16 protein-coding genes and 1 tRNA gene are annotated in these 20,584 nt (G+C 71.0%); 7 read left to right on the top strand and 10 right to left on the bottom strand.

All coding sequences use genetic code 11. The features are described from left to right. Positions 1-85 precede the first annotated feature (85 nt). The 5 genes from ABD308_RS30590 to ABD308_RS30610 all read left to right on the top strand — a co-directional run bounded on the left by ABD308_RS30590 (position 86) and on the right by ABD308_RS30610 (position 4,585). Positions 86-772 carry an alpha-ketoglutarate-dependent dioxygenase AlkB family protein gene (locus ABD308_RS30590; protein WP_344342163.1) on the top strand — a complete coding sequence of 229 codons (687 nt, stop codon included), beginning with the start codon at positions 86-88 and terminating at the stop codon, positions 770-772. A 243-nt stretch (positions 773-1,015) separates the two neighbouring features. Continuing rightward, positions 1,016-1,876 carry an acyl-CoA thioesterase II gene (tesB, locus tag ABD308_RS30595; RefSeq protein ID WP_344342169.1) on the top strand — a complete coding sequence of 287 codons (861 nt, stop codon included), beginning with the start codon at positions 1,016-1,018 and terminating at the stop codon, positions 1,874-1,876. 210 nt (positions 1,877-2,086) lie between these two features. Continuing rightward, on the top strand, positions 2,087-2,878 hold the full coding sequence (locus ABD308_RS30600) for a DUF1684 domain-containing protein (protein WP_344342175.1): 792 nt from the start codon (positions 2,087-2,089) through the stop codon (positions 2,876-2,878). Between the two features lie 293 nt (positions 2,879-3,171). After that, positions 3,172-4,377: an MFS transporter gene (locus ABD308_RS30605; RefSeq protein ID WP_344342282.1), complete on the top strand. Its 1,206-nt coding sequence runs from the start codon at positions 3,172-3,174 to the stop codon at positions 4,375-4,377. Between the two features lie 134 nt (positions 4,378-4,511). Beyond that, a tRNA-Pro gene (locus ABD308_RS30610) sits at positions 4,512-4,585 on the top strand. Positions 4,586-4,765: 180 nt separating this feature from the next. Here the strand turns inward: ABD308_RS30610 and ABD308_RS30615 are convergent. Together ABD308_RS30615 and ABD308_RS30620 are read right to left on the bottom strand one after the other, a co-directional pair. Further along, positions 4,766-5,560 (bottom strand): restriction endonuclease, encoded by a 795-nt coding sequence (locus tag ABD308_RS30615; protein ID WP_344342181.1) that lies wholly within the window; start codon positions 5,558-5,560, stop codon positions 4,766-4,768. Between the two features lie 412 nt (positions 5,561-5,972). Beyond that, the gene (locus ABD308_RS30620; RefSeq protein WP_344342187.1) at positions 5,973-6,578 is read right to left on the bottom strand and encodes a hypothetical protein; all 606 of its coding nucleotides are present in this window, start codon (positions 6,576-6,578) and stop codon (positions 5,973-5,975) included. A gap of 256 nt (positions 6,579-6,834) precedes the next feature. Here ABD308_RS30620 and ABD308_RS30625 point away from each other — a divergent pair, with 256 nt between their 5' ends. Beyond that, positions 6,835-7,767 carry a phosphorothioated DNA-binding restriction endonuclease gene (locus ABD308_RS30625; protein ID WP_344342193.1) on the top strand — a complete coding sequence of 311 codons (933 nt, stop codon included), beginning with the start codon at positions 6,835-6,837 and terminating at the stop codon, positions 7,765-7,767. A gap of 111 nt (positions 7,768-7,878) precedes the next feature. Here ABD308_RS30625 and ABD308_RS30630 read toward each other — a convergent pair whose 3' ends face one another. Further along, positions 7,879-9,795 carry a DNA/RNA helicase domain-containing protein gene (locus tag ABD308_RS30630; protein WP_344342200.1) on the bottom strand — a complete coding sequence of 639 codons (1,917 nt, stop codon included), beginning with the start codon at positions 9,793-9,795 and terminating at the stop codon, positions 7,879-7,881. A gap of 423 nt (positions 9,796-10,218) precedes the next feature. On the opposite strand from ABD308_RS30630, the gene ABD308_RS30635 reads away from it, so the two are divergent. Beyond that, a complete protein-coding gene (locus ABD308_RS30635) occupies positions 10,219-12,294 on the top strand; it encodes a DUF2075 domain-containing protein (RefSeq protein WP_344342206.1) in 2,076 nt (691 codons plus the stop codon). Positions 12,295-12,344: 50 nt separating this feature from the next. On the opposite strand, the gene ABD308_RS30640 is transcribed toward ABD308_RS30635, so the two are convergent. From ABD308_RS30640 to ABD308_RS30670, 7 genes are all read right to left on the bottom strand, one after another. Continuing rightward, positions 12,345-12,473 (bottom strand): DUF6408 family protein, encoded by a 129-nt coding sequence (locus ABD308_RS30640; RefSeq protein WP_344342212.1) that lies wholly within the window; start codon positions 12,471-12,473, stop codon positions 12,345-12,347. Between the two features lie 204 nt (positions 12,474-12,677). Beyond that, the gene (locus ABD308_RS30645) at positions 12,678-13,847 is read right to left on the bottom strand and encodes a GNAT family N-acetyltransferase (protein ID WP_344342217.1); all 1,170 of its coding nucleotides are present in this window, start codon (positions 13,845-13,847) and stop codon (positions 12,678-12,680) included. Next, positions 13,844-15,115 (bottom strand): ATP-grasp domain-containing protein, encoded by a 1,272-nt coding sequence (locus ABD308_RS30650; RefSeq protein ID WP_344342228.1) that lies wholly within the window; start codon positions 15,113-15,115, stop codon positions 13,844-13,846. Before ABD308_RS30650 ends, ABD308_RS30645 begins: the two co-directional genes overlap by 4 nt. After that, positions 15,112-16,095, bottom strand: coding sequence for an aldo/keto reductase (locus ABD308_RS30655; RefSeq protein ID WP_344342234.1), 984 nt, complete (start codon positions 16,093-16,095; stop codon positions 15,112-15,114). Before ABD308_RS30655 ends, ABD308_RS30650 begins: the two co-directional genes overlap by 4 nt. A 236-nt stretch (positions 16,096-16,331) precedes the next feature. Continuing rightward, complete coding sequence (lysA, locus tag ABD308_RS30660) at positions 16,332-17,642, bottom strand: diaminopimelate decarboxylase (RefSeq protein ID WP_344342240.1); 1,311 nt, start codon at positions 17,640-17,642, stop codon at positions 16,332-16,334. Positions 17,643-17,707: 65 nt separating this feature from the next. Beyond that, complete coding sequence (locus ABD308_RS30665; protein ID WP_344342243.1) at positions 17,708-19,000, bottom strand: MFS transporter; 1,293 nt, start codon at positions 18,998-19,000, stop codon at positions 17,708-17,710. A gap of 8 nt (positions 19,001-19,008) precedes the next feature. Beyond that, positions 19,009-20,580 carry a B12-binding domain-containing radical SAM protein gene (locus tag ABD308_RS30670; protein WP_344342246.1) on the bottom strand — a complete coding sequence of 524 codons (1,572 nt, stop codon included), beginning with the start codon at positions 20,578-20,580 and terminating at the stop codon, positions 19,009-19,011. Positions 20,581-20,584: the final 4 nt, after the last annotated feature.

A 20,584-nucleotide genomic window follows, 5' to 3' on the forward strand; every position in this document is an offset into this window, starting at 1 on the left:
GTGTGGCCGTCCGTTTGCGGCGGGCCGGTGGGTCGGGGCCGCTGCGGCACGGGCCGTTGTCGGAGCGGTGCGCGAGGATGGGGGAGTGACCCAGGGCGAGTTGTTCGGCGGCCCCTTCGACGCCGCCGTCGGGCGCGGGCGGTCCGAGCCGGCACCCGGCGCCGTGCTGCTCCCGGGCTGGCTGGACGCGGCGGCGCAGCTGCGGCTGGTCGCCGCCTGCCGCGCGTGGGCCCGGCCGCCGGCCGGGATGCACACCGTGCGGATGCCCACCGGCGGGCTGATGTCCGTGCGGATGGTCGGCCTGGGGTGGCACTGGTACCCGTACGGCTACTCCCGCACCGCCGAGGACGGCACGCCGGTCAAGCCGTTCCCGCCCGAGCTCGACGTGCTCGCCCGGCGCGCGGTGGCCGAGGCGTACGGCGCGGACGTCGGCGGGGTCGCGGGCGCGGCCGGGTACGCGCCGGACATCGCGATCGTCAACCACTACCCGCATGGCGCCAGGATGGGCCTGCACCAGGACCGCGACGAGCGGACGGACGCCCCCGTGGTCTCGCTGTCGCTCGGCGACTCGTGCGTCTTCCGGCTCGGCAACACCGAGACGAGGACCAGGCCGTGGACCGATCTGGAGCTGCGCAGTGGCGACCTGCTGGTGTTCGGCGGGCCGGCCAGGTTCGCCTACCACGGGGTGACGCGGACCCTGCCCGGGACGGCGGACCCGGCGTTGGGGCTGACCGGGCGGCTGAACATCACCGTGCGGCAGTCGGGGCTCTGAGCGGCCCTGCCTCGCACGGTGCTCGCCGGTGCCCCTGTTCGACGCCGGTCGGCGGCTATCCCGTTCCACCCTGTTCGACCCCGTTCGACCTCGTTCGAGTGAATCGGTGTCCGTGGCCCCTGGTGCGGGGAATGCCCCGGCTCGCTGAGGAATTCGATTGAGCTGGAGAATTCGAGAGAAACGGGTCGCGGCAGCCGGGCGGAAGACCTCCGGCCGGGCGGCGGTCCGGAGAGGACGTGTTCCATGGGTACCCCGGTCGACGATCTCGTCGCGCTGCTGGACCTTGAGCAGATCGAGCTGAACATCTTCCGCGGGCGCAGCCCCGAGGAGGCGCTCCAGCGCACGTTCGGCGGACAGGTCGCCGGCCAGGCACTGGTCGCGGCGGGGCGCACCGTGGACGGCGACCGGCCGGTCCACTCGCTGCACGCCTACTTCCTGCGCCCGGGTGTGCCGGGCGTGCCGATCGTCTACCAGGTGGACCGGCTGCGGGACGGCCGCTCGTTCACCACCCGCCGGGTGCTGGCGATCCAGGGCGGCCGGTCGATCTTCGCGCTGACCGCCGACTTCCACGCGCCGGAGCCGGACAGCATCGAGCACCAGTTCCCGATGCCCAAGGTGCCGGCCCCCGAGAAGCTGCCCAGCGCGCTGGACGAGGTCGGCTCCCGGCTCGGCGAGCTGCCCCCGTTCATCAGCCGGCGCCAGCCGTTCGACATCCGCTACGTCGACCGGCTGCGGTGGAGCACCGAGGAGCTTGAGGGCGTCGAGGCGCGCAGCGGCGTCTGGCTGCGGACCAACGGCGAGCTGCCCGACGACCCGCTGATCCACGTCTGCGCGCTCACCTACGCGAGCGACATGACCCTGCTGGACGCCGTCCGGGCCCCCGTCGAGCCGCTCTGGGGCACCCGGCACTTCGACATGGCCTCGCTCGATCACGCGATGTGGTTCCACCGGCCGTTCCGGGCCGACGACTGGCTGCTCTACCAGCAGGAGTCGCCGATAGCCCACGGCGCCCGGGGCCTCGCACGCGGGGAGATCTACGACCGGAGCGGGCAACTGGTGGTGTCGGTGGTGCAGGAGGGCCTGTTCCGCCGGATCAAGGGCTGACCGGCCGGGTGCGGTGTGTCGGCGCGTGGGGCCGTATGGCCGGTGTGACCAGTGTGTTGAGCGGTATGGCCGGCGCATTGAGCGGTGTGACGGCCGCGCGACGGTATCCGGTGCCGGGAATGCCCCGCCCGGGTGTCCGGTGTTCGATGGGGTAACGGAGTACGGACGGCCCGCCCGGCGGGCTCAGGACCATAGTGGGAGGGCGAGCCGATGACGGCGACGGCCGCGGAGGAATGGAAGCACTGGAGCGATCGGCGGACTGCGACGGTCAGCGCGCCGCACGGTCAGCTGGCGCTCACCGGCACGTACTGGCTGGGGCCCGAGCCGGCGGAGATTCCCGGGCTGCCCGGGGCCTGGTGGACCGACGCCGAGGGCGTCCGGGCCCGGGCGGCGACGGCCGACGGCCTCCTGGTCGCCGGCGAGGCCGCCCCCGTCGACGGCGAGGTGCTGCTGCGTCCGGACACCGACCCGGCGGCGGACACCGCGACGCTGGGTGAGCTGCTGCTGGTGCCGATCGAGCGTGAGGGCGAGCTGGCGCTGCGGGTCTTCGACCCGGCGGCGCCCCGGCGGGAGTCGTTCGCCGGGATCTCCGCCTACCCCTACTCGCCGGAGTGGGCCGTCCCCGCGGTCTTCACCCCGTTCGACGACGGACAGGCGCAGGCGGTGGTCGTCCCGAACGCCGACGGCAGGGAGCGCCCGCTGACCGTCACCGGGCGGATCGCGTTCACCGTGGCCGGCGAGCACCGCACCCTGACGGTCAGCCGCTCGGCCAACGGCCTGAGCGGCGTGATCGCCGACGCCACCAGCGGCCGGGACACCTACCGGTTCCGGTTCGTCACCCTGCCCGCGCCGGACGAGGACGGCCGCACGGTGCTGGACCTGAACCGTGCCTTCCTGCCGCCCTGCGCCTTCGCGGACCACTTCATCTGCCCGTTCCCGCCGCCCGGCAACCGGCTGGACTTCGCGGTGGAGGCGGGCGAGAAGCAGGTCCTCACCCGGTAGCGCCGGTGGGCCGGGCCCGTACCGCAGGGCCCGGCCGACTGCGCCTCGTCCCCGCCCCCTGGCCACCGCCCCCGGGGCCGCGCTGACACCAGGGCGCGTACCCACCCCGGTGTCGGCGGCCCGGGCGGGCGGGGCCACGATGGTCCACTGTGTCAACCAATCATCCTGCCAATTCCGACTCCCCCTCCTCTTCCCCCTTTTCCTCCGCCTCCGTCCCCGCCTCCTCCGTCGCCCCCTCGCCCGCTGCTCCGTCCGCGCGGTACCGGCGGCTCGCCCGCGGTGCCTTCGCCGACCTGAGCCCGCTGCGCGACCACGCCGACTACCGCCGTGTCTGGTTCGGGCAGTCCGTCTCCTCGATCGGCCAGCAGATGACGGCCGTCGCCGTCTCCGTCCAGGTCTACGACCTGACCGGCTCCACCTTCGCCACCGGTCTGGTCGGCCTCTTCTCACTCGTCCCGCTGGTCGCCTTCGGCCTCTACGGCGGCGCCATCGCCGACACCGCCGACCGCCGCCGCCTCGGCCTGATAGGCGCGGCCGGCCTCGCCGCCGTCTCCGCCGTGCTGGCCGCCCAGGCCCTCGCCGGACTCGGCCTCGTCGCGCTCCTCTACGCGGCCGTCGCCCTCCAGGCCGCCTTCTTCGCGCTCGCCTCACCCGCCCGCTCGGCGATGATCCCGCGCCTGGTCCCCGCCCACCAACTCCCCGCCGCCAACGCCCTGAACACCGTCAGCATGAACCTCGGCCTCACCGTCGGCCCCATGCTCGGCGGCGTCCTCATCGGCGCCTACGGCGTCCAGGCCGCCTACGTCGTCGACACCATCGCGTTCGGCGCCACCCTCTACGCGATGTGGCGCCTGCCCGCCATGCTCCCGCTCGGCGAGCGCAAGGGCCGGGCCTCCGTCCTCGACGGCCTGCGCTTCCTGCGCGACCAGCCCAACCTGCGCACCAGCTTCCTCGCCGACCTGGCCGCGATGATCTTCGGCATGCCGCGCGCCCTCTTCCCGGCCCTCGCCGTCACCTTCTACGGCGGCGACGCCCGCACCGTCGGCCTGCTCGCCGCAGCCCCCGCCGTCGGCGCTCTGGCCGGCGCCCTCTTCTCCGGCTGGGTCGGCCGTATCAACCGCCAGGGCGCCGCCGTCCTGGCCGCCGTCATCACCTGGGGCCTCGCCATCGCCGCCTTCGGCCTGGTCCGCAACCTCTGGCTCGGCCTCCTCCTGCTCGCCGCCGCCGGCTGCGCCGACACCATCAGCATGATCTTCCGCAACACGATGATGCAGGTCGCCGCCCCGGACGAGATGCGCGGCCGCCTCCAGGGCGTCTTCATCGTGATCGTCGCCGGCGGCCCCCGCCTCGGCGACTTCGAGTCCGGCGCCGTCGCCTCCCTCACCAACCCGACCGTCTCCGTCGTCAGCGGCGGCCTCGCCTGCGTCGCCGCCATCCTCCTCCTCGCCGCCCGCCGCCCCGCCTTCCTCCGCTACGACGCCCGCCACCCCACCCCCTGACCACCCACCCCCCAACCCTGCAGCGAGCACCCCCCGACGTGCTGTATTGTTTTCCTCGTCGCCGGGACAACCGGCCGACAAGGTCGAGAAACCCGAAGCAGAGCCCCCCAGGCTCCGCCCGGGCCACGAGACCACGGGACGTGGCGCAGCTTGGTAGCGCACTTGACTGGGGGTCAAGGGGTCGCAGGTTCAAATCCTGTCGTCCCGACAGCGATGTCGGAAGGCCGTTGATCGGGAGAAATCCCAGATCGGCGGCCTTTTTGCTGATGGTCCGACAGGTGGTCGGCGGCTTCGACGCCGCTCCGTGATCTTGCTGGGGACCAACTGGGGACCGCAGCCATCGGCAGGGGGCCCGCCGCAGCTTGGTGTGGCGGGCGCGCGTTCGCACCTACACGAGGTCGCCGACCTGCCAGCCCGGAGGGACCTTGGGCAGCCCGATCAGGGCGTCGATGTTCAGGTGTTCGGCGAGCAGGGCTTTGAGGTTGCGGCCGTCGATGAGCCGCAGCCGGCCGTTGCGATGGGCGAAGTCGTAGCTGTCCTTGCCGAACCACGAGGTGGTGACGACGATGCCATAGCCGGCGTCCTTGTCGTGCATGACGCCCGACATGGCGCGGACGGTGTTCACCGGGACCACGTTCCTGGAGCGTTTGGCCTGGATGGCGAAGATGGTGGATCTGGTCGGGTCGGTCAGTGTCGCGACGGCGTCCACGCCGTCGTCGCGGGAGCCCTGGGTGCGCCAGGTCTCGTAGCCCATGGCTTCGAAGAGTTCGCGGACCAGGCGTTCGAAGTCGTAGGGGTTCATCCGGAGCGGGTCGGGCCGGCTGTTGAGGATGGCCACCACGGCGGTTTCGGTGATGATGCGGTAGCGGGAGAGGTCCGCCTCGACGACGGGTGTGACCGGCTCCAGGTCGTGGGGGTGTTTGGAGACGGTGGCGCCGAGGCGGTGAAGGCACTGTTGGGGTTCGAGTCTCGGTCCGTCCAGGACCAGTTCGGCGAAGTCCTTGCGTAGGGCGACGAGGCTGACGACGCAGGCCCGGATCGCCTGGCCGGTGGCGCGGGCAGTGGCGTTGACGCGTCCGTTGAGGGTGACGCTCTCCACGAAGGCGGCCGGCGTGACGGAGAACGCCTCGTCCAGGGCCCGCAGGGCCAGGCGGGCCACCAGGCGGGCGTAGGCGTCGTGCACTTCGGCCTGCTTGAGCGGCTGGGGGACGATCTCGTGGTTCGGGAGGTCGACCTCGATGAGGAGTTGCTGGGCCTCCGGGACGTAGATGGCGTGGGCCGCGGTGCGGCAGGTCTTCGACGACGTTCGAGACGACCTGAGGGCCGTCGTGGGTGAAGGCCTGTTCCACGTGTGGGTGCCACAGTTCGAGGCCGTCGGACCGGAGGAGCAGGGCTGTCTTCAGTTCCTCGCGCCGGAGGCGCTTCTCGCCGGCGGCCAGCAGCTTGCCTCGGCATTGCGAGGTACCAGGAGCCGTGACCGCGAGGATGGAGGTCCGGGCAGAGACCGTGGTGAGGTGTACGATCGAACGCTTCTTCCAAGAGATCGACTGCGGGTGAGTCTGAAGCATGAGCGCTCGTTCGCCAGACCTCTCGCGTCAGCGCTGCCAGCGGATGAGCAGGGGCTCATGGTGGTGCCAGATCAGTGATCGATCTTCGCGGCGAAGCTCCGCAGACCCCCATTCCAGGCGGACCACGCCCTCGGCCAGCGAGCAAGCGTAGGCGACGAGGACAAGCTTGGTGTCCGGGGAGAGGCGCGCGAGATCTGCATGGGGTTCGTCCTCGTCCGGCAGTTCGATGCCGAGGTCCAGCTCCACCTGACGTGGGTCAGGACCATGCCTGCGGATGAGATCGGCCCGAAGCCCGGACACGCTGCGGAGTCTGGCAGCAGTCACGGGCACGTCCTTCTTCGCGTACCTGTACGGGTAGACGACGTGGCCGGCGACCACAGCGACGGTGCGCGCCTGGAGGCGCACCAGCTCAACGCCGGGAAGCTGTGAGAGGCCGGCCGACAACTCCTCGTACTGTGCGGCGTAGAGCCCGTGTCCATACGCTTCGAGCGTCTGCGTGTGGACGCCTTCGTGGCCGCCGTGGGCGCGTTCGTGGGCGCGGACAAGGCATGTGGGCACGATGGCCGCGACCTCGGCGGCGAGGGAGCCGAAGATCGTGCGTGCCCAGGGGCTGGCGGAGAGTGCGTCCGACATGCAGTACCCCGATCGATCGTCCTATGACCAACCTCAGGGTCCGACAGTGCGCCGATCCGCACGGTGGATCAAGGGCGCATCGGGGGATCCCAGGGTGCACGGAGCAGGTGGTGCTGCCATGGTGAGGCTGGGGATTGGTTTAGGCATCGTCGGGAGGAGTCCGGACCGCTCTGGGGCCGAAGGCGATGCGAGGACGATGTCTTGCTGGGGGTTGAGGCTCAGGTGGTGTCCGTGTCCCGGAATACGCTGGGCGGCCATGGACTGGTTGGAGCGGGTGGCGAAGCTGAGACGGTGGACGAACAATGACGTTCGGGCGCCGCACAAACCGTTGCTGCTGCTGTACGCGCTGGGCAGCTTCCAGCGTGATGCCGATGGCGAACTGCGGTACAGCGCTGTCGAGCAGGAGCTGAAGCGGCTGCTTGAGGAGTACGGGCCGTCCCATCCGACCACCCCGGCGTACCCGTTCCATCATCTGGTCAGTGACGGAGTCTGGGAGGTCAGGACCGATCAGGGGCTCGGGAGCCCGGGAAGTGGCGTGCGGGTCCTGCGTTCCAGCGGTGCGACCGGCAGGCTCGCGCCCGAGCTGCGGGCAGCTCTGCGGAGAGAGCCAGCGCTCATGGGCCGGCTGGCGCGGGTGCTCCTGGACTTTCACTTCCCGCCATCACTGCACGCCGATCTGTGTGAAGCCGTCGGCCTCGACCTGGACCCGGTCGAGGCCGACGGCGTGACCGGCGGTCCGGGCGGGAGCGAGCGGGCGGCACGCCGGCAGCGGGACCGGAGGATGCGCGAACTCGTCCTGACCGCGTATGAGTTCCAGTGCGCCTTCTGCGGCTACGACGGGATGCTGGGTGCGAGCACGGTCGGCCTGGAGGCGGCGCACGTGCGCTGGTGGTCGTACGACGGGCCGGATGAGGTCGACAACGGCCTGTGCCTGTGCTCGCTGCACCACAAGCTCTTCGACAAGGGCGTCCTGGGCCTGGGGGAGGGCCGCCGCATACTCGTCTCGCAGCGCTTCGTCGGGCGCAGCGAGGCCAGCAGGCAGCATGTGCTCGCCCTGTCCGGACGGCCGGTCATCGGCCCGCAGGCGGGAGTTCCTCCGGTCGCGGGCAGGCATCGGCAGTGGCACGCCGAACAGGTGTTCCGAGGCGAGGCCCGGGAACCACTGACCCCGGCGGCGTCTACGGGCTGACAGAGGCCGTCAAGTCGCTGATTTGTCAGCGACCGCGCGCCGTCCGACTCCATTTCGGGTGGCCCGTTCCGGACCGTGCAGAGTGGACGGCGCCGTGTGTTCCGCTCGGAATCAGCGAGTGGTCATCGGCCGTGGGTGGCTCTGCTCCATCTCGGTCTGTCCGGCCTGCTGCCCGGCGACCAGCTCCCGCAGCTTGGCGCGCGTCTCCGGGTCCGTCGAGTACACGACGGTGCCGATCATTCCCCGCGTCAGCAGAACCTTGTAGGTGTTGCGGATCAGGCGGTCGATGTCGGCGTCGGTGGTGGACTTGCGGAACACGGGGTCCTTCGAGGCCGTCCGGTCGGTAATCCAGCGGTCGGTGCGCCAGACGAGGTCCGGCCCGAGGATGACGCCGCTCCAGTCGTACTCGAAGCCCTGCGCGGTGTACACGCAGCCGACCTGGCCGAAGCCGGCCGGGTCGGTGGCCCACAGCGCGGCCGGCGGGGCTCCGGCGATCGAGCGGTCGCCGTAGACGTTCCACGGTCGGGCCCAGTCACCGATGTGCACGTCGAGGGGGAGTGGGTCGCCCGGAGCCACCTTCGTCGTCCACTTCCAGCAGTACCCGGCCGACATTCGGGCCCCGTACCCCTCCGCGCGCCGGGCCTCGAGGAACGCCTCCAACTCCTGAGGGCTGTCGACCACCTCCAGGGCGACCTTGCCGTCGGGCTCCCAGCCGACCGGGCCACCGGCTTCCAGGCCCAGCAGCCGCACCACCCAGTTCAGGTAGGCGTCGCTGCCGCCGCAGCGGAACTGGCTGTCCAGCTCGACCACCTGGCACCCCAGGCCCTTCACGGCGGCGGCGGCCCGGATCTGGGCCACGGTGCCCATCTCGCCCGGCCGGACGACCTGGTGCTCGTCCAGCAGGAACACGGGCACCCGGGCGGCGTCGATCAGCTCCTCGATCTGGGCCTTCCCGGTGCGCTGGGCGGCCCGCGTGTAGCGGTTGGCCGACGTCTCCCGGACCCGGTGGGCCTCGTCGCAGATCAGCACGTCCAGACCGTTGCGTTCGGCGGTCATGAAGCTGTTGAAGTACTTGAACAGGTCCTGGACCTCACGCTTCCGTGCGCCGGCGACCCGGCGCATGGTGGTGGTGAACGAGCTGGACCCGGTCGCGTGCAGAGCCGTGACACCACGCCGGTACAGATCCCCGAGGAGAGACAGCGCGATAACGCTCTTCCCGGTACCCGGGCCGCCCGTGATGACGACGACCTCCTTGTGATCGGACCGCTGCGCCTGGCGGACCGCGCGCAGCACCAGTTCGTAGGCGACCCGCTGCTCGTCCAGCAGGACGAACTGCTCGCGCTCGCGGACCTCGTCGGCGGCGACCGCCATCAGCTGCTTGGACGGTGCCACCTTGCCCGCGAGCAACTGGTCCGCCGCCTCCGCTCCGGATACCGGCTTCAGCTTCGAGCGCAGGTACTCCACGAACTCACCTCGGCGCTCCGCGGTGAACAGCCGGCCGCGCTCGTCCTGCGGCACCTCGTAGAGACCCTGAACGCCGAACTCCGTCGCGTTGTGGAGGAAGGCCACGCCGGACAGCCGCTCGGGATGCGTGGCGAGCGCGCCGTTGAAGGAGATCAGGTAGTCGCAGTAGCCGCGGACCTGCTCGATCGGGTTCAGCACCGGCCGGGTGTAGGTGTCGACCCGGCAGAGCAGAGGCTCGCCGTCCTCCGGAAGCGCGCTGCTCCACTGCTTGAGCTCGACCACCACGTAGGACGGCTCGCCCGTGCCCGGGTGGACGCCGGCGAGAACGACGTCGGCGCGCTTGCTGTTCAGCGGCAGCGAGTACTCAAGGAGCACCTCCACCATGCCCAGCCCGGCGTCCAAGAGGGCGTTGGTCAGCTCGGGGATGCTCATCTCCCAGGAGCGCACCTCGGACGGGCTGGGCTTGTGGCCGTGCTTGTGGACGAACTGGTCGATGAGACGCACGAACAGTGATCCGGCCAGCCTCTCGGCGGCGACCGCGGACGCGGAGTCGCGGAACAGCAAGACATGCTCCCAGGCAGCACGAAGTGACTCGTGCGGGTGGGGGCATGTCCCGGAGGAAGCCCGGCGGGCCGCGCTGATGACTGGCCAAACCTATAACGGAGTGCCTGAGCCGGTGTCCGCGCACTTGGGCTTCCAGCGGCGGGTGACGGATCCCGATGTCTTGTTCGACCAGCGACCGGATCCCCTCCCGCACGCCTGGACGGCAAGCCTGCCGCTTGCTCGGGAGGTCTTGCACGGCTGGAACTTCGCCGGGACGAGGACGATCTCTTGACGGGTGTGCCGTCGATGAGCATTGTGTACCGACGGCCGCTTCTGCATCTAGGATCTGCGGTACTGATCGCGGCCCGACAGGCTTCCCCTGAGGACATGCCCCCAACCCGCACGAATCGCTCGTGGTCCGGTCCAGGGGGTCCCTTCGTGCCTATGCTCCTGCTGAAGCTGTCGGCGCATGACCTGCTCACTCTTGACTCGCGCCGCCGGATGGTGCCGCACCTTGCCGAACGGTGGCGGAAGTTCCGAGAGCACGCGGCTTCGGAGACGGAACGTTCCGCGTGGGCGGAGAGCCTGATCTGCCTGGCGAAGGATCTGGTCGCCGCTGACCGGGGTAACGTGCAGATGGTCGTCGAATGTGCCGCGACCGCTGACGAGGACATCAAGGGGGGCAGCCCCAGGCTCGTGGACGTTGTCCTGGTGGGCCGCCACCCGCGCGAGAACCGGCCGTCCGTCCAGTTGGTGGAGCTGAAGCGCTGGTCGACGGTGACCAGGGTCGAGAGGGCCGTCGCGGACCTGATCTACGTGGAGGGCCTGGCGAGACCCAAGAAGCACCCTGCGCTGCAACTGCGTGAGTACTACCAGGCCTTCACCGGCAAGACGGGCCCCTTCGGCCCGGTCGACATCGAGTGCGGCGGTTTCGCCTACCTGCACAACGCCACCGAGGACTCGGTTCGTCCGCTGATCGACGTGGACGCGCCGATGGGTGCCTACGCCCGCGTGTACACCGGGGATCGGCGTCAACAGTTGCTGACCGATCTGCAGAACCATTTCGCTGCCGACGGCGGCGAATCCGAGGCCGAACTGCTGCTGAAGGGCATCGGCGTGCGGAATACGCCCCTGCTCGACGCGATGATGTGGTCCCGGGGCACGGATACGGTCTTCTCCCTGCGTGGGCGGCAGAAGGAGGCGGCCGTTCAGATCCTGGAAGCCGCTGCCAAGGTACTGCCGTCCCCCCGGCAGTCCGCGCTGGTGCCGGACGAGCGGCGCTTGGTCTTTCTGGTGACCGGCGGCGCCGGCACCGGCAAGAGCGCCATCGGCCTGCAGATCAAGGCGGAGCTTGAGGCCGCGGGCCGGACCGTCAACTACGCCAGCGGGAGCAGGGCCTTCAACGCGGCGATGCAGGAGCACGTCGGTGTCGGGGACCGGGAGTTCAAGGAGACCTTCACCTACTTCTTCGATTACGTCACGACTCCCGAACCGCTGCTCGACATGCTGATCTGCGACGAGGCGCACCGACTCCGTGACCAGTCCAGAAACCAGTACTGGCCGCCGGAGAAACAGGGAACCCGGCCGCAGGTGGACGAACTCCTCGATGCGGCCCGTCTGACGGTCTTCTTTCTCGATGAAGGCCAAGTCGTTCGTCCCAAGGAGGTCGGTACGGTCGGTCTGATCCGGGAGGCGGCCGAGCGGCGTGGAGCCCGACTGGTGCAATACGGGCTCCGCGAACAGTTCCGGTGCGGCGGCAGTGACGCCTACATCCGCTGGGTACGCGCTCTGCTCGGTGTGTCGGGTGACGTGCCTGAGCAGTGGACGCCGGACGGGTTGATGCATGTCGAGGTGGTGGACACGCCGGAAGCGCTCGAGGAGATCATCCTCAGTGAGGCGCGCGCCGGCGCATCCGCACGGATGGTGGCCGGCTACTGCTGGCCTTGGACCGAGCCTCTGGGCACGGAGAAGCGGCTGGAGCCCGACGTCAGGATCGGGGGCTGGCACCGGCCGTGGAACGCGAAGAGCGACAGCTTCTGCGCGGACGGAGCCCCGCCCGGCATCCGGTGGTCGGTGCACGAGAACGGCATCGGCCAGATCGGATGTGTGTACACCGCACAGGGCCTTGAATGGGACTGGTGTGGAGTGATCATGGGTGATGACATGGTGCGCCGGGACGGCCGGTGGGTGTTTCGCCGGGGCAAGGAGACGGGGAAGTCGGCGGAGGGTGTGAAGCGGGTGGGTGTTCCCGGGTCCTTCGATCCGAAGGTCAAGGCGGGAAGCGTCAGCGACGAGGAGTTCGCCCGTCTGATTCGGCACGCCTACCACGTGCTGATGACCCGGGCCAGCCGGGCGACGGTGCTCTACTCCACGGACGAGGAGACCCGGGCCTACCTCAAGGGCCTTGTCGGGGAGACCCAGATCCACGGATTGCGGCCAACCCGGGAGAGCTTGCCGTGGCACCACGCCCGTCCGAAGAGGGGGCGGAAGAAACCCAAGGACGACCTTCGGCTGTTCTGAGGGACGGTGTGGGGAAGTGGCGGGCTCGCCGGGCCCGCCACCTACCTGCGTCAGAAGAGCAGGTGCGCCACCGAGGTCAGTGCCATCACCAGAACGTTGGAGACGACTCCGACAGCGATGTCGGTCAGGATCTCGCGGATCCTTCCACGATGCGCGGGCTTGCACTCGACCGAGGTCATGCGGCCATCCCTAGGTAGTGAGATCGGAATGGCAGGGGGCACCCTACCGGGCAGCCACGCTCACGTCAGATGGTGACCATCCGACGGGCACAACCACTCTTCAATCGCAGCCTGTTGAGGACGCATGGGACCTGAGCCTCGTACCCTCCGGGAAGGTGCGCAGCGCAATGATGATACCGCCTGGGCAGATCGGCGGCGGTGGGGTCAGGGGTGGTGGGCGGCGGTGGTGGCCTGCTGGTAGTCGGTGCCGGGGAGGCGTAGGGTGGCGCGGATTTGGGGGGAGGTGGCGGTGGGGGGCCAGACCAGGGCGTGGGTGGGGCGGAGGTGGGCGCCGCGGAGGAGTTTGCCCTGGTAGGCGCCGGTGCCCAGGTCGACCCAGGCGAGGCCGCGTTCGGCGGCCAGGCGCAGGGGCTCGTAGACGCCGAGGTTGAAGTAGGCGTACGGCCCGGCGTCCTCGTCGAACCCGGCGGCCCGGACGTGCAGGGTGTCGCCCCAGGCGTAGCAGAGCGCGAAGCCGGTGAGGCGGCCGTCGCGCCGTTCCACCAGGACCTCGCTCCACGGGTCGAGGAAGGCCGTCTGCTGCTCCAGGTAGGAGGTCATCGCCTCGTCGCTGTCGTCCTCGCCGTACTTGCGCTGCAGCCGGCCCAGCAGCGGGCCGGCCTCGCGCCAGCAGTCGGAGAGCCGCACCCGGCCGACCGTGCCGCCGGAGGCGGCGAAGGCCCGTGCCTCGCGCTGGAACTCCCGCCGGCGCCGGCCGGAGTGGTTGCGCGCCGACTCGTCGACGGGGATCACCGCCTCGGCGGAGAGCGGCGCGTGCTCGGGCGGTGTCGCGTCCGGGCAGTGCCGCTCCAGCGCCGCCAGGCACTCGGCGGCGTGCGGCTCGGGTGCGTAGAGGAGGGCCGTCGCCCCGGCGCCCGAGCGGTCGGCCAGTTCCCGTGCGGCCTCCAGCAGCCGGGCGATCACCAGGGCCCGGTGCGGACCGGGTAGCGCCGGGTCGGTCAGCACGCCGCCGTGGTAGCCCGCCCGGGAGCCGAGCAGCAGCAGCGGCAGCCACAGCGGGCGTTCGGCCTCGGCCGCCGCTCCCAGCCGCGGGACGGCCAGGAGGTCCAGCGGATGGTAGGCCTGGTTCATGGACACGCCCGTCCCGCCGTGCCAGAGGTAGTAGGGCAGCGCGCCCAGGAGCCGGCCCTCCGGATCCTCCGCCAGCAGGTAGCCGCTCCGGTACTCGTCCGATTGCTCGGCCCAGTCCAGCCAGGGGTGTCCCAGGTAGACGCTGCGGTCGGCCGAGATCCGGTCCCAGGCCTCGCGGCCGACCTCGGCGATGCTCCGCACCAGGCGGATCCCGGGTGCCCCGGGGGCCGCGGCCGCGTTCACCGGGCCGCTCCGACGGTTTCGCCGAGTCGGGGCCCGCCCCGGTAGAGCCCGGTGCGTTCCAGTTCGCGGACCAGCCGGTAGTCGCGCTCGATCCCGTCGCGGCCGGCCCCGACGAGGTAGAGGTGGCCGGGCGAGGTGAAGAGGTCCACCGTCCGGCGGACCGGTGCGCCCGGCTCCAGCCGGTCCACCGACCCGCACAGGTAGGTGGGCAGGCCGCGGAGCTCCGCGAGCGGCTCGCCCGCGACCCGGCCGTCCCTGGACGCGATCAGGCAGACCACCCGCAGGTGCTGTCGCAGCCGGTAGTCCGTCCCGGGCAGCCGGGCGAAGTCGTCCGGCGCGGTCAGGGCGTCCACGGTCAGCGACACCTGGCTGCGCCCGGTGGCCGCCTCGGGGCCGCGCGAGGTCACCGAGCCCTCCAGCCGGGCGCCGACCTCGATCAGTACCGGGCCGCGCGGGGTGAGCATCACCTCCGCGTGCGCCGGGCCGTGGGCGATGCCGAGCGCGTCCAGCACCCGCACCACGTAGGCCGCCAGGACCCGCTGCTCGGCGCCCTCGGTGGGCAGCAGCTCCTGGTAGTCGTAGACGACCGCGCCGTCGACGGTGGTGCGCCGCTCCCGCCAGATCTCGTGGACGTAGTGGCGGCCGTCCAGGCTCACCGTGTTGACGAAGTACTGGTCGCCGACCAGCAGTTCCTGTGCCAGCACCCGTTCGTTGAGGCCGCCGATCCGGTCCGTCCGGCCGTGGACGCGCTCGAACGCGGCCGCGGCCTGGGCCGGGTCGGCGCAGATCGCGACGGAGTCCGAGCCCGCGCTGGCCGGCGGCTTGATCACCAGCGGCCAGTGGCCGCCCGCGTCGGCCCAGGCGAGCACCTCCTCCAGCCGGTCGGTGGCGAGGCTCGCGGCCGCGTCCAGTCCGGTCTCGCGCAGTCGCTCGGCCATCGCGAACTTGTCCCGGCGGCAGGGGCTCAGCCGGGTGCCGTTGCCCGGCAGTCCCAGCTGCTCGGCGAGGCGGTCGGCGGTGGTCACCCCCCACTCGCAGCCGGCGATGACGTGGGCGGGCCGGTACGGCCCGAGCCGCGCGAGCGGGTCGCCGTCGGCCGCGTCCACCACGGCCCGGTACCGCTCCGGCCGGAACCCCGTGCGGAAGTCGGCGGGCACGCTGCTCCCGCTGATCACGGCGACGGTGTCCCAGCCCCGCCGGGCGAGCTCGGAGGCCAGCTGGGAGCCCGTGGAGAACGGGTCGACGACGGCGACCACCGGCCGGGTCACCGCGACCACCCCGTGGGGACCCGGTCCCAGCGGTGGCGGCGCAGCTCGGCCATGAGCTCCCCGGGCAGCGGCACGCCGTCGCTGACGGCCAGGTTGGCCCGGACGTGCGAGGGCCGGCGCATCCCCGGGATGACCGTGGAGACCGCCGGGTGCTGCAGGACGAAGCGCAGCGCCAGCTCCGGCATCGTCATCCCCTCGGGGACGACCGCGCGCAGCCGCTCGGCCCGCTCGACGCTGGCCGCCAGGTTCTCCGGCACGAAGTAGCCGTTGCGCCAGTCCCCTTCCGGCCAGCGGGAGTCGAGGGTCAGGGTGCCGGTGAGGGTGCCCTCGTCGAACGGCACCCGGGCGATCACCGCGACGTCGTGCAGCTCGCAGGCCGGGAAGAGCTCGTCCTCCGGCGCCTGGTCGAAGATGTTGTAGATCACCTGGACCACGTCGACCAGCCCGCTCTCCAGGGCGGCGAGCACGTTGGCCGGCTCCCAGCGGTTGACGCTGATGCCGAGGGCGTCGACCCGGCCCTCCCGCTTGAGCCGGGCCGCCTGGGCGAGCCACTGCTCGTCCTTGGCCCAGGCGTCCTCCCAGACGTGGTACTGCAGGAGGTCGATCCGGTCGACCCCGAGGTTCGCCAGGCTGAGGTCCACGTACTCGTCGACGTGCGCGTCCGGGAAGACCTCGTCGAAGCGCGCGTCGTGGCGGGGCGGCCACCGGCGGTCCAGCGGGGGGATCTTGGTGGCGAGGCGGAGCCGCTGCCCCGGGTGCTCCTTGTGCAGCCCGCCCAGCAACTGCTCGCTGACACCGCGGCCGTAGATCCAGGCGGTGTCGAAGAAGTCGCAGCCCTGGGACACGGCGAGGCGCAGCGCGTCGCGCCCCTCGCCCTCGTCCCCGCCGGTCCATCCGCCGGGGCCGCCGCCGATGCCCCACATGCCGTAGCCGACCTCGCCGACCTGCCAACCGGTCCGGCCGAAGCGACGAAGACGCATCGGGACCACCGCCCTTCTCCGTAGTGTCAATTCCATTGGAACATCGAGAGTTTGAAGATATCTGACGGCAATTGAAGGGGGCAGTGGCGCAGCCCGGTCTCCGGGCCGGAGCCGGCGGCCGACCGGCGGTGAGGCCGCGGACGGGCTGTCGCGGCTCTTCGGTGACGGGCGCGCGCGTTCCGGCGACGAGCCGCCGTCCGGGTGGGCGCACCGCGCCGGCGCGCCCACCGGTGGGCTCAGAACCGCGTTCCGGGCAGGGCGAGTTCCGCCTCGACCAGGTCGGCGTAGGTGTCGCGGCGGCGGATCAGCCGGCTGTCCGCGCCCTCCACCAGGACCTCGGCCGGACGCAGCGAGGAGTTGTACTGGCTGGCCATCGCCATGCCGTACGCACCGGCCGCGAAGAGGCAGATCAGGTCGCCCTCGGCCAGGCTCGGCAGGGCGCGGTCGCGGGCGAGGTAGTCGGAGGACTCGCAGATCGGGCCGGCGACGTCGTACCGGTGGAGGCCGGCGAGCCGCGGGTGCTCGGAGCGGCTCGGCGGCACCAGTGCCCCTGCCGGGCGGACGGGCCACATGAAGTGGAAGGAGTCGTAGAAGGCCGCCCGGATCATGTTGGTCATCCCGGCGTCGACCACGGCGACCCGGTGTCCGCCCGCGTCCTTGAGGTAGCGCACCCGGGTGAGCAGCACTCCGGCGTTGGCGGCGATGGAGCGTCCGGGCTCCGTCACCACCCGGCCGCCGTTGGCGACGAACGGCTTGAGCAGGGGGACGATCGCGGCCGCGTAGGCGTCCCAGCCGGGGGCCAGGCCGGTCTCGTAGTCGGCGGCGAACCCGCCGCCGATGTTGATCAGCTCGATCTCGTGGCCGTCGGCGTTCAGCTTGGCGAGCAGGTCCAGCAGCCTGGTCAGCGCCCGCACGTAGGGCTCGGGCGAGTAGATCGGGGAGCCGAGGTGCATGTGCAGGCCGACCAGCCGCACGTGGGACAGCGCTATGGCCCGGGCGAACAGCCCGGGCACGCGCTCCAGGTCCACGCCGAACTTGCTGCCCCGGGTGCCCGTGGTGGTCTTCTGCGGGGTGCCGTGCCCCTCGACGTCCGGGTTGACGCGGATCGCGGCGCGCACCGTGCGCCCCGCGCCGGCCGCGACCCGGTCGAGCAGCTCCAGCTCGGACTCGGACTCGACGTTGACGCAGCCGATGCCGGCGGTGACCGCCTCGCGCAGCTCGTCCTCGGACTTGCCGACGCCCGCGAAGACGATCCGCTCGGCCGGGATGCCCGCGGTGAGCGCCCGGTGGAGCTCGCCGCCGCTCACCACGTCCGCGCCGGCTCCCGCCTGGCCCAGTTCGTGCAGCAGGTGCAGGTTGCCGCAGGTCTTGACGGCGTAGCAGACCAGCGGATCCAGCTCCGCGAACGCGGCCGTCAGATCGGCGAGGTGGGTGCGGAAGGTGTCCCGCGAGTACACGTACGTCGGCGTGCCGTACTCGGCGGCCACGTCCTCCAGATTCACCTCCTCGCAGTGCAGTACTCCGTCGTGGTAGTCGAACCTGTCCACCGTGCGTCCTTCCCCGGGTGAGCGATCGGGGTGATCCTACCGCCCGGAGGAGACCTGACCTGCCGTCATGATCGGCTGTCGAACAGGGATTTGGATCGTTCCTCGGGCTCGGTGGCGGGCAGTTCCCGGCGCCGGGGCAGCGGCGAGCAGATGATCGCCAGCGGGCCGAGCAGCAGTGCGGTCGACATCACCCACAGGGCGGACCGCAGGCCGATCGCCTCGCCCAGCACTCCGCCCAGCAGGGTGCCGATGGGCACCGTGCCGTAGGCCACGAAACGGAACGAGGCGGTCGTCCGGCCGCTGAGCGAGTCGGGGGTGAGGGCCTGGCGCAGCGACACCTGGAGCACGTTCGAGAGGCCGATCGAGATCCCGGAGATCGCGAATCCGGCGCAGACGGTGCCGAACACGGCCGCCCGGTCGCCGGTGGCCGCCGGGACGAGCAGGTACGAGGCGCAGCCCAGGACGGAGCCCACCACCACCGTCGGCCCGAGGCCGATCCGGGCCGACGCCCCCTCGGAGAAGAAGGTGCCGATCATCGCGCCGATCCCGGCCGCCGCCAGCGACAGTCCGAGGAGTACCGGGGAGAAGCCCAACTCCCGCACGGCGTAGACCAGGTAGATCACCATCATGCCCTGCTCGCAGGCGTTGAAGATGGCCGTCTCCACCACCAGCGCGCGCAGCTCCGCCTGGCCGAGGACGAAGGCCAGGCCGGCCCGGACCTCGGCCCACCAGGACCGGACGGCCTCGCGCGGCCCGGCGGCCGGACTTCGGGCCTCCGGCCGGCCCGGGGACTTGATCAGCGCCAGGGTCGCGGCGGAGAACGCGAAGGAGAACGCGTCGAACAGCAGGGCGACGGGTGCGCCGACCGCCCCGCAGATCAGGCCGCCCAGGCCGGGCCCGCCGAGGTCCGCGGCGGACTGGCTGGCCTGCAGGTTCCGGTTGGCCCTGGTCAGCCGTTTTCGGCCGACCAGTTGCGGGACGAAGGCCTGGCAGGCCGTTTCGAAGACCACCTGGAAGGCGCCGGTCAGGAACGGCACGACGTACAGCCACCACAACCGGAGCTCGCCGAGCGCGTACAGCACCGGCACGGTGAGGACGAGCGCGGCCCGGGCGACGTCCGCCACCAGCATCATCCGCCGGCGGTCCCCCCGGTCGACCGAGGGGCCCAGCGGCAGCGCGAACAGCAGGAACGGCAGGTAGCGGAGCGCCCCGATGACACCCAGCTGGCCGGAGTCGGCGTCGAGCGAGACCACCGCGACCAGCGGCAGGGCCAGGGCGCCCACCTGCGTGCCCGCCAGGGACAGGCTCTGGCCCAGCCACAGGGCACCGAATCCATACCTCCGTGGTGGTGCCCTCACGCCACTCCTCACGCCTCCGTGCCGGCCGCGATGACCGCCGTGCGGTGAATACCGTCGTACTGGTCGATCAGATCACCGTTCAACTCCCGCATCATGCGCAGGCGTTCATCGAGGAGCTCATAGTACGACAGCTTCCCGCTGCCCATCGGCGACAGATAGACGCTGATCACCTCCGGGTCGCGATCGACGTCGAACTCCAGCCGTTCGCTCTTGTTGCGGAAGTCGGCGGTGCCCGGCAGCAGCGTGCGGTTGAAGACGTTGAAGTACGGCACGACCCGCGTTCCCCGGCTCAGCAGCGCCTCCTTCAGCTGCAGGCTGCGCCTGAGGTAGTGGTCGATGGCGGTCCGGTCGTCGCCGTCGTGGCCGATCAGCACGTTGAAGGTCTGGTAGGTCACGCCGTAGTCGAGCATGGCGTCGAGGATCTCCAACTCCTCCTCGAAGCCGCGGAGTTTGTTGAATCGGCTGGTCGGGTCCTCGCCGAGGAACTCCAGCGGGATCTGCACCCGGTAGCAGCCGCGCCAGGTCTCGCCGGAGCGGTCGCTCCAGAACATGTGCTCCATGAGCTCCAGGTCCGGCTTGCCGAGGTCGAGGAACTTGCCGAACTCCAGGCCGTTGGCGAACTCCCAGGAGAAGCCGTACTCGCGGGCCAGCCGGAAGATCTCGAAGACCTCCTCGCGGCCGGTCTTGTGCAGCATGGTGCCGCGGCCGCTGCGCTGCAGCCGGGAGAGGATGTTGTCCTCCTGGAACAGGATGTTCCGGATGCCCATGGAGCGGAAGTACGCGAAGTGCTTCTCCACCGATTCGGGGGACATGTAGCGGTACTTGCCGCGCATCGGCGTGGCGCAGAACGAGCAGGTGCGGTAGCAGCCGCGGGAGGACTCGAAGCAGGTGAAGGGCGCGGCGACGGTGGACGGAGGGGTGCCCTCCCCGGTGTCGTTGTACCGCTCCAGGCCCTCCACCAGGTCCAGGGCCATCGGGTGCAGGTCGTTCATGTTGAGGTTGGGCCCGCCGAAGACGATCTGCCCGCCGCCGTGCTCGCGGCAGAACACCGACTCCTTGAGCGGGACGCCCTTGGCGGTGGCCTCGACCACCTTGGCGAAGATGTACTCGCCCTCCAGCTGGACCACCACGTCGAAGCCGTTGTCCAGGTACCACTCGGACCGGGCGGTCGCGTCCATCCCCCCGGCGACGACCAGCGCCCTCGGGTTGACGGCCTTCGCGTACTTGGCGAAGTCGGTGACGGCGCCGGCCGAGTTCGTGAAGTTGTTGGAGATGCCGATGACGTCGGCCTCCCGCAGCGAGGCGTCGTAGCGTTCGAACGCCCCTCCGTAGCGCAGGCACTCGATGGTGCGCGGGCCGTAGGCGAAGGACTTGTAGAGCACCGGCTCGTCGTCGTCCACCTGGGTGTCGATGATCCGGAACTCGGCGTCGACGCCCCACTCGGCGAGGTAGCCGCGGGCGCCGGCCGCGAGGGTCGCCAGGGCGCTCTTCGGGTTGAACACCCGGATCGGGCTGATGGTGTCCGGCTCGCCGGCGAACCGCTGGCCCGGGTAGGGGGCGTAGTAGAGGTTGACGCGCATCGTC

Origin of the sequence: Kitasatospora putterlickiae (assembly GCF_039527695.1) — a bacterium.
GTDB classification, from domain to species: Bacteria; Actinomycetota; Actinomycetes; order Streptomycetales; family Streptomycetaceae; genus Kitasatospora; species Kitasatospora putterlickiae.

What these genes read in the sequence shown, in the direction of transcription:
- ABD308_RS30620 (WP_344342187.1), bottom strand. Translation starts at nt 6,578, where the DNA reads ATGTCGGACGCACTCTCCGCCAGCCCCTGGGCACGCACGATCTTCGGC.
- ABD308_RS30655 (WP_344342234.1), bottom strand. Translation starts at nt 16,095, where the DNA reads ATGCGTCTTCGTCGCTTCGGCCGGACCGGTTGGCAGGTCGGCGAGGTC.
- ABD308_RS30670 (WP_344342246.1), bottom strand. Translation starts at nt 20,580, where the DNA reads ATGCGCGTCAACCTCTACTACGCCCCCTACCCGGGCCAGCGGTTCGCC.
- ABD308_RS30600 (WP_344342175.1), top strand. Translation starts at nt 2,087, where the DNA reads ATGACGGCGACGGCCGCGGAGGAATGGAAGCACTGGAGCGATCGGCGG.
- ABD308_RS30635 (WP_344342206.1), top strand. Translation starts at nt 10,219, where the DNA reads ATGCTCCTGCTGAAGCTGTCGGCGCATGACCTGCTCACTCTTGACTCG.
- ABD308_RS30640 (WP_344342212.1), bottom strand. Translation starts at nt 12,473, where the DNA reads ATGACCTCGGTCGAGTGCAAGCCCGCGCATCGTGGAAGGATCCGCGAG.
- tesB (WP_344342169.1), top strand. Translation starts at nt 1,016, where the DNA reads ATGGGTACCCCGGTCGACGATCTCGTCGCGCTGCTGGACCTTGAGCAG.
- ABD308_RS30625 (WP_344342193.1), top strand. Translation starts at nt 6,835, where the DNA reads ATGGACTGGTTGGAGCGGGTGGCGAAGCTGAGACGGTGGACGAACAAT.